Origin of the sequence: Vibrio sp. V43_P6S15P86 (assembly GCF_009904725.1) — a bacterium.
Lineage (GTDB): Bacteria > Pseudomonadota > Gammaproteobacteria > Enterobacterales > Vibrionaceae > Vibrio > Vibrio diabolicus.
This window is the reverse complement of sequence record NZ_WXWT01000344.1, coordinates 1-7,198: the sequence shown is the minus strand read 5'-3', so window position 1 is coordinate 7,198 and position 7,198 is coordinate 1. Positions and strand designations below refer to the sequence as shown.

General features: G+C 44.3%; 8 protein-coding genes. 6 read left to right on the top strand and 2 right to left on the bottom strand.

Annotated elements, in window-relative coordinates:
- Window positions 1–184: 184 nt before the first annotated feature.
- Genes CAG69_RS15420 through CAG69_RS15410 form a run of 3 tightly spaced genes read left to right on the top strand, consistent with a single transcriptional unit; the run spans window position 185 to window position 3,774 of the window.
- Window positions 185–1,519, top strand: a complete 1,335-nt coding sequence (locus CAG69_RS15420) for a DASH family cryptochrome (protein ID WP_161444974.1) — start codon at window positions 185–187, stop codon at window positions 1,517–1,519.
- Between the two features lie 3 nt (window positions 1,520–1,522).
- Window positions 1,523–3,067 (top strand): cryptochrome/photolyase family protein, encoded by a 1,545-nt coding sequence (locus CAG69_RS15415; RefSeq protein ID WP_161444972.1) that lies wholly within the window; start codon window positions 1,523–1,525, stop codon window positions 3,065–3,067.
- Window positions 3,067–3,774 carry an SDR family oxidoreductase gene (locus CAG69_RS15410; protein WP_161444970.1) on the top strand — a complete coding sequence of 236 codons (708 nt, stop codon included), beginning with the start codon at window positions 3,067–3,069 and terminating at the stop codon, window positions 3,772–3,774. Before CAG69_RS15415 ends, CAG69_RS15410 begins: the two co-directional genes overlap by 1 nt.
- A gap of 71 nt (window positions 3,775–3,845) precedes the next feature.
- On the opposite strand, the gene CAG69_RS15405 is transcribed toward CAG69_RS15410, so the two are convergent.
- Entirely contained in the window at window positions 3,846–3,992 is a 147-nt protein-coding gene (locus CAG69_RS15405; protein WP_074189751.1) for a DUF2256 domain-containing protein, read from the bottom strand.
- Window positions 3,993–4,043: 51 nt separating this feature from the next.
- Window positions 4,044–5,186, bottom strand: a complete 1,143-nt coding sequence (gene msrB, locus CAG69_RS15400) for a peptide-methionine (R)-S-oxide reductase MsrB (RefSeq protein WP_161444968.1) — start codon at window positions 5,184–5,186, stop codon at window positions 4,044–4,046.
- A 203-nt stretch (window positions 5,187–5,389) separates the two neighbouring features.
- On the opposite strand from msrB, the gene CAG69_RS15395 reads away from it, so the two are divergent.
- The 3 genes from CAG69_RS15395 to CAG69_RS15385 all read left to right on the top strand — a co-directional run bounded on the left by CAG69_RS15395 (window position 5,390) and on the right by CAG69_RS15385 (window position 6,793).
- Entirely contained in the window at window positions 5,390–5,788 is a 399-nt protein-coding gene (locus CAG69_RS15395; protein WP_005393675.1) for an OsmC family protein, read from the top strand.
- A 129-nt stretch (window positions 5,789–5,917) separates the two neighbouring features.
- Window positions 5,918–6,472 (top strand): sugar O-acetyltransferase, encoded by a 555-nt coding sequence (locus tag CAG69_RS15390; protein ID WP_005393677.1) that lies wholly within the window; start codon window positions 5,918–5,920, stop codon window positions 6,470–6,472.
- A gap of 87 nt (window positions 6,473–6,559) precedes the next feature.
- Window positions 6,560–6,793 carry a hypothetical protein gene (locus tag CAG69_RS15385; protein ID WP_005393681.1) on the top strand — a complete coding sequence of 78 codons (234 nt, stop codon included), beginning with the start codon at window positions 6,560–6,562 and terminating at the stop codon, window positions 6,791–6,793.
- Window positions 6,794–7,198 lie beyond the last annotated feature (405 nt).

Below are 7,198 nucleotides of genomic sequence, written 5' to 3'. Positions count from 1 at the left end.
GTGTTAAGGGCTCTAAGATGACCAGCCAATTGGTTTAGTGAGATTGTCAGTAACCTAATGATCGTAAAGCTCTATTGCCCGTACAACAACGAGTGGAATAAAAGACTTAGCGCTTAGGCTATTTGCAACAAGAACGCGGGACTCCGAGTTTACAAAAAACGAGTTTACAAAAAGAGGGTGCGACTTGGATAAGAAAATAGGACTGTATTGGTTTACTAATGACCTGCGTTTGCATGACAACCCGCTGTTGATAGACGCTTGTGCAGAAATGGATGAGTTAATTTGTTTGTATTGTCGCCCCTCGGTGACACCTTACTTGCAGCATTTTGCGCAGGAGACCTCTTTAGGGCGTGCGAAATTGCAGTTTCTCGAGGCGTCGCTTAATGAACTTAATCAATCTTTAGCTAAATTGGGGCAACGATTATGGACGGTTGAACTGACGCCCTATCAAGCGATCAAATATGCCATCAGTCATTTCGGTATCACTCATATTTATGCTGATGCGTTTGCTGGTTCGGATGAGCAACAGGCACTAGAGCGTGCAATTGAAGGCACTCCCCATGTGAACATAAAACAGCAAGCGATCCGTACTTTGTTGTGCGAAGAACAGTTACCATTTGAATTAAGGCAACTGCCTGCGACCTTCACGAAATTTAGAAAGCAGGTCGAAGGTTTAGACCTCTCTCAACCTTACGAGAGCGTTCATGCTTTACCGCCAGCACCTTCAGGTATGAATTTTCCTACCGCCACGACATATTACTTTGACACCAAACCAGCATTTGATGGCGGAGAACTGAGCGGTCTTGAACATTGTCGACGCTATTTTGCTTCAAGTTTAGCGAGCGAATATAAACAGACGCGCAATGGGCTCGATGGGATGGAGTATTCAACCAAATTTTCACCTTGGTTAGCTCATGGTTGCGTCTCGCCTACAATCATTTATGCCATGCTCAAACAATATGAGCAGAAGAACGGAGCAAATGATTCAACCTATTGGATCTATTTCGAGTTGTTGTGGCGGGAATACTTTTATTGGTACGCGAGAAAGTATCAACAGACGTTGTTTCGATTTGGCGGTATCGCCAACCAGCCACCACTGACCAGTTTTTATGCGCAACGCTTTAAGCAGTGGAAGAAAGGCGAGACACCTTTTCCAATCGTTAACGCATGTATGCATCAGCTTAATAAAACGGGTTATATGTCTAATCGAGGGCGCCAACTGGTCGCGAGCTGTCTGGTTCATGAACTCGGACTCGACTGGCGCTACGGTGCTGCTTATTTTGAAACTCAGTTGATTGATTACGATGTCGGCTCTAATTGGGGCAACTGGCAGTATTTGGCTGGTGTTGGCGCTGACCCACGTGGCTCACGTCAGTTTAATCTAGAAAAGCAGACACAAACTTATGATCCAGATTTTTCATTTATCGACAAATGGCAGGGGAGATGCGTAGGCGTACATCTTGATAGTGTCGATATGGTGGATTGGCCGATTGCGCCAAAAAAAGAGAGCGGGAGATAACCAATGCATTACGAGACGGTTCGGCTCATTCTTGGTGACCAACTTAATAGCGAGCATTCGTGGTTTCAACGTGTAGACGACTCGGTGCTTTACCTTGTTGCTGAGTTGAAACAAGAAAATACTTACGTTACGCATCACATTCAAAAGGTGTGTGCTTTTTTCTCTGCGATGGCGAATTTTGCCAACGAGCTGCAGGAAGAAGGGCATCAAGTTTTGCACCTTACGTTGGATGACACACAATCTTTCGAGGATCTTGCGCAAGTCTTACAACACTACGTGAGTGAAGTTGGTGCAAGTAAGTTTGAATATCAACGCCCCGACGAATACCGTTTACTAGAGCAGTTAGCCAAACTAAAGCTTGATGGGGTCGTGATGCGTAGCGTCGATTCGGAACACTTTTTGTTACCGTTTGAGGAAATAGAATCGCAGTTTCCCCAAGGTAAACACATCATGATGGAGCACTTTTATCGCCGTATGCGTAAGCGTTTCAACATTTTGATGCAAGACGGTAAGCCTATTGGTGGAAAGTGGAACTACGACGCCAATAACCGAAATAAACTTAAAGCAAAAGACATTGAACAGCTGCCAAAGCCATTAATGTTTAGTCATGACGTCAGAGATATTGTCGAGCGCTTAGGTCGGCACAACATTCAAACCATAGGTAAATTAAATGGTGATTTACTTTGGCCAGTAAGTCGCTCTCAAAGCTTGTCTTTACTCGCGCATTTTTGTCAGGTCTGTTTGCCATTGTTTGGTCGTTTTCAAGACGCCATGACAGGTCAGCACGAGGCTAAATGGAGCTTGTATCACAGCCGGATTTCGTTCTCGCTGAACAGCAAGCTGCTGAATCCGCGAGAGGTGATTGACGCTTCACTTAAGGCATTTCATGCCAATGCCGACATCGATATTTCTCAGGTAGAAGGTTTTATTCGTCAGATCTTGGGGTGGCGAGAGTACATCCGAGGCGTTTATTGGGCGAACATGCCTCATTACCCGAAAAAGAATGAACTGGAAGCGAGTAGAAAGCTGCCAGACTTCTTCTGGAACGGCGAAACCAAAATGGCCTGTATGCGCAACGCGATTGGTCAGTCTCTCGATTATGCCTACGCACACCACATCCAACGTTTGATGGTCACTGGTAACTTTTGTTTGCTAACCGAGATAGATCCAGACCAAGTGGATGAATGGTATCTCGGTATCTATGTTGATGCGATTGAATGGGTCGAAATGCCGAACACACGTGGCATGGCATTGTTTGCGGATGGCGGCATTGTTGGCACCAAACCTTACGCGGCGAGTGGCTCTTACATCAACAAAATGAGCGACTACTGTAAGGGTTGCCACTACGACAATAAGGCTAGGAGTGGAGAAGGCTCTTGTCCGTTCAACAGCTTATATTGGCGCTTTATGAACAAACACGACAAACGCTTAGCAACGAATCCACGTATAGGGATGATTTTCCGATCTTGGGACAACATGGAAGAGCAGCAACGCCAAGCGATATTAGATACCGCAGAGCACTATATGGAAAACTTGGAGAGCTTATAATGGACATACTGATCGTTGGTGGAAATGGCGGCATTGGATTGGCGATGGTTCAACAAGCGCTAGTTCGCTTTCCCCAAGCTCGCGTGCATGCCACTTATCGTAATCACCAACCAGATTGGCAACACCCAAATGTATTTTGGCATCAAGTGGATGTATCGCAGGACGAGCAGGTGAAAGCACTCAGTGAGCAGATTGAACATGTTGATTGGTTGGTGAACTGCGTTGGTATGTTGCACACCCAAGATAAAGGTCCTGAGAAGAATCTTAGCTCGCTCGACGCAGACTTTTTTCAGCAAACCATCTTGGTTAATACTTTGCCGAGTTTACTGTTGGCGAAATACTTCACGCCCAAGTTAAAACGCAGTGCCAACCCTAAGTTTGCGACCATTTCGGCCAAAGTTGGCAGTATTAGTGATAATCACTTAGGCGGTTGGTACAGCTATCGTGCATCGAAAGCCGCGTTAAATATGTTCCTCAAAACCATGTCGATTGAATGGCGGAGAATGGTCAAACACGGGACTGTACTCGCTCTTCACCCAGGCACAACAGATACGGCTTTGTCGGCACCTTTTCAAGCGAATGTACCTGAAGGAAAGCTGTTTAGCCCAGAGCGTGTCGCGCGAGACTTATGGGGATTGATTGACAAAGCAACCCCGCAGGATAGCGGGGCATTTTGGGCTTATGATGGTGCCTTGTTACCTTGGTGAAGCGCTGCTTGGTCTGAGCCACGTTACCTTGGAAAATAAGGCTAGCAGTGCGACATAAAGTTTTTGTGGTTCTAACTTTTGACTGATTTGTTTCTTCGGCAGCGCTCAGAACAGTAAACGACTTCGTCCCAATTTCTTGCCCATTTCTTTCTCCAAGAAAATGGGCGATGGCAAACAGAGCAGATTTTGGTTGGTAATTGTGTTTTAAAACCTTTCATCTGGTCCTCCCCATTCGCCATCGTATGCCCTTGAAGTTGAATGAATACGAACTATTTATCAAAGAGATACAGATACTCTTCATACCCCTGCGTTTTCATTTCACTTACAGGTACAAATTTCATTGCCGCAGAGTTCATGCAGTAGCGTAATCCTGTTGGCTTCGGACCGTCTTTAAAAACATGACCAAGGTGAGAATCACCAAACTTACTGCGAACTTCCGTTCTTGGATAAATCAGCTTGTAATCGGTTTTTTCAACGATGTAACCTGGGTTGATTGGCTTAGTGAAACTTGGCCAACCCGTCCCCGATTTGTATTTATCGGTAGAAGAAAACAACGGTTCACCAGTTACGATATCAACGTAAATCCCCGCTTCTTTGTTGTCCCAATATTCGTTGTCGAACGGACGCTCGGTGCCTTCTTCTTGCGTTACGTAGTATTGCAACTCTGTTAAGTTTGATTTGATCTCGGACTTAGCAGGCTTACTGTACGCTTTCACTTTCGATAGCAACTTTTTTTCTTCGATCAACTGACGAAGCGTTTTTGGGGTCTCTTTACGATCATCACCAAATACTTCATCCAAGTATTTATCTCGACCAGACGCATAGCGGTAATACTTATACTTTAAGCTGCTCTTTTTGTAGTAGTCTTGGTGATACTCTTCTGCAGGATAAAACTTCTCAAACTCGATCAGTTCTGTTTTCAACGGTTTTGGATAGATCATCGCCTTGTCGATTTCCATCATAAACTGTTCTGCGATCTGCTTTTGTTCCGCGTTATGATAGAAAATAGCAGGGCGATACTGTGGGCCACGGTCGACAAAAGAGCCTTTATCGTCAGTAGGATCGATATGACGAAAAAAGTAGTCCAACACTTGCTCGTAACTAACCACTTTAGGATCGTACTTAACTTCGATCACTTCTATGTGACCTGATTTACCTGATGAAACTTGGCGATAAGTTGGGTTTTCAACATGACCACCAGAATAGCCTGATACGACATCGACTACACCAGTCAACTGTTCCAAATCCGATTCTGTACACCAGAAACAGCCGCCAGCTAGTGTGGCGATTTCTGCATTCTCTGAAGCCTTCATCTTATCCATCGTATCGGCGGTGCCTGTTTTACTCAAAAGTAGAAACAAGACAGGAAGTGCGAAAGAGAATCCGACCAATAACTTAGATATATTCTTCATAGCTACCTCAACGTTGTTTTCCGTAGAAAGTGTGACTGAAATAAAAAGTGTTACGTATAGAGAAAGGCAACCGAGCGAAAAAATTACAGCAATGTTGAAAATTCCGTTGCCCTTTTATGCGAGAAAGCTAAAGTATCGACACGAAATACACCGCTTGATAGGGCAACGATGTCTTCAACGAGCGATGCTAAATGAGGTAAATCATGCAAGCAGAAGTTAAATGGGTAGAAGATTTTAAATTCCTTGGGCAATCTCAGTCGGGTCACTCCGTAGTGATGGATGGCAATGGCGGTGCAACGGCACCAAGCCCAATGGAAATGGTACTAATGGCCGCTGGTGGCTGTAGCTCTGTCGATGTTGTCGACGGTTTGAAAACGGCAGGACAAAAGGTCTTGTCTGTTAATGCCAAGCTAACCACAGAGCGTCGTGAAACCGCACCACGTATCTTTACGCAAGTGAATATCCACTTTGAAGTTTCAGGTGACGAGCTTGACCCAGAAGTCGTAGCAAAAGTGGCGGCTGACTCGCTAGAAAAATACTGCTCGGTTTGCTTAATGCTAGGTGAAGGTGTTGAGATGACCCACAGCTGGGAAATCGTGTAAGTCGACAGACTCCACAAAATATAAAAACAGGAAAGAGAAAAGTGCAGGCTTTTCTCTTTTTTTATTCCGCAATTCACGTACCGTGTGATTAATCTGAAAGTAGTAATTGCAGGTTTTAGGAGTCTCCCAGTGACAGAACTCGAAAAAATGATGTCTGGTCAAATCTTTGATGGCATGGACAAAGAAATTGACGCAATTAGAAGTCATGCTCTTCAAGCACTTAGAGCGCTCAATAACAATACCGACGAAAGTCAGCGCGACGAATTACAAAAACAGCTGTTTGGCAAAGCGGGTCTTTGCATTGTTCAAGCACCTTTCCATTGCGAGTTCGGTAAAACCATCGAAATCGGCGAAGAAACCTTTATCAACATGAATGTGGTCATGCTTGATGGGGCTAAAATTACCATCGGGAACCACGTGCTAATCGGTCCAAGCGTGCAATTGTATACGGCTTCTCATTCTGTTGATTACCGAAGTCGCCGACGTTGGGAGACGTTTTGTAAACCTATCACGATTGAAGATGATGTGTGGATTGGTGGTAACTCCGTCATTAACCAAGGTGTAACGATTGGTGCTCGCTCGGTGATTGCGGCGAACTCGGTCGTCAACCATGATGTGCCGCCAGATTGTCTATACGGAGGCACACCTGCTAAGTTGATTCGTCGTCTCAACGAAGAAGAGTAAGAATCGATAGTGATGGTATGATGACTCGCTTTACAGGCATAAGAGAATCATGCCATCAGAAAGGGATAATTCGCCAAGGAGTCTAAGATGTCGAACAAGACAGAAGTCCTCATGTGCCCTACATGTGGGGTAGAAACGCATCATGTAGTGGTGTTAGTCAGAAAGAAAAGTGGCTTTGAAGGCGATAAAAATCGCAACAAGAAAGAGTTCATCGCTGGATTTCTCAAAAGTGTAGTGTTCGGCGCCTTCCTTGCTTCTATGGATGAATTTGAACGTCACTTGATCTGCGAAAACTGTGGTCATAAAACCATTCAACAGTAATTGATAGTCTTTCTTTCTCTGCATAAGTACATAAGTGCGGTTTGAAGCACTGGTTATTCAAATCGCATTATCCTCTTTTAGTGCTTTTGCTCTTCTCATGTTCCTCTCTCAAAAGTGAGTCACATCAGTACGCATTTTAACCGCTTGGGTACAGGTAACTCACTGCTATGTATAATAAATTTCGGTGGGAAATACGTGTTTCAGCTCGATGTTTAATCTCTGTTCTATCGACACGTTTTGGGTCCGTAAACACTTAAATTTCGTTTGCTTTATGTTGCATGCAGTGCAATTGTGTGAATCCGGTCACGTTATTGTTTAATTCATAAAAAAATATTTAATGAATAGTAATTCACAAATATGCTGACCGTATGTGCTATTTAGTTTTGACTTATCTTTTGAGTATTC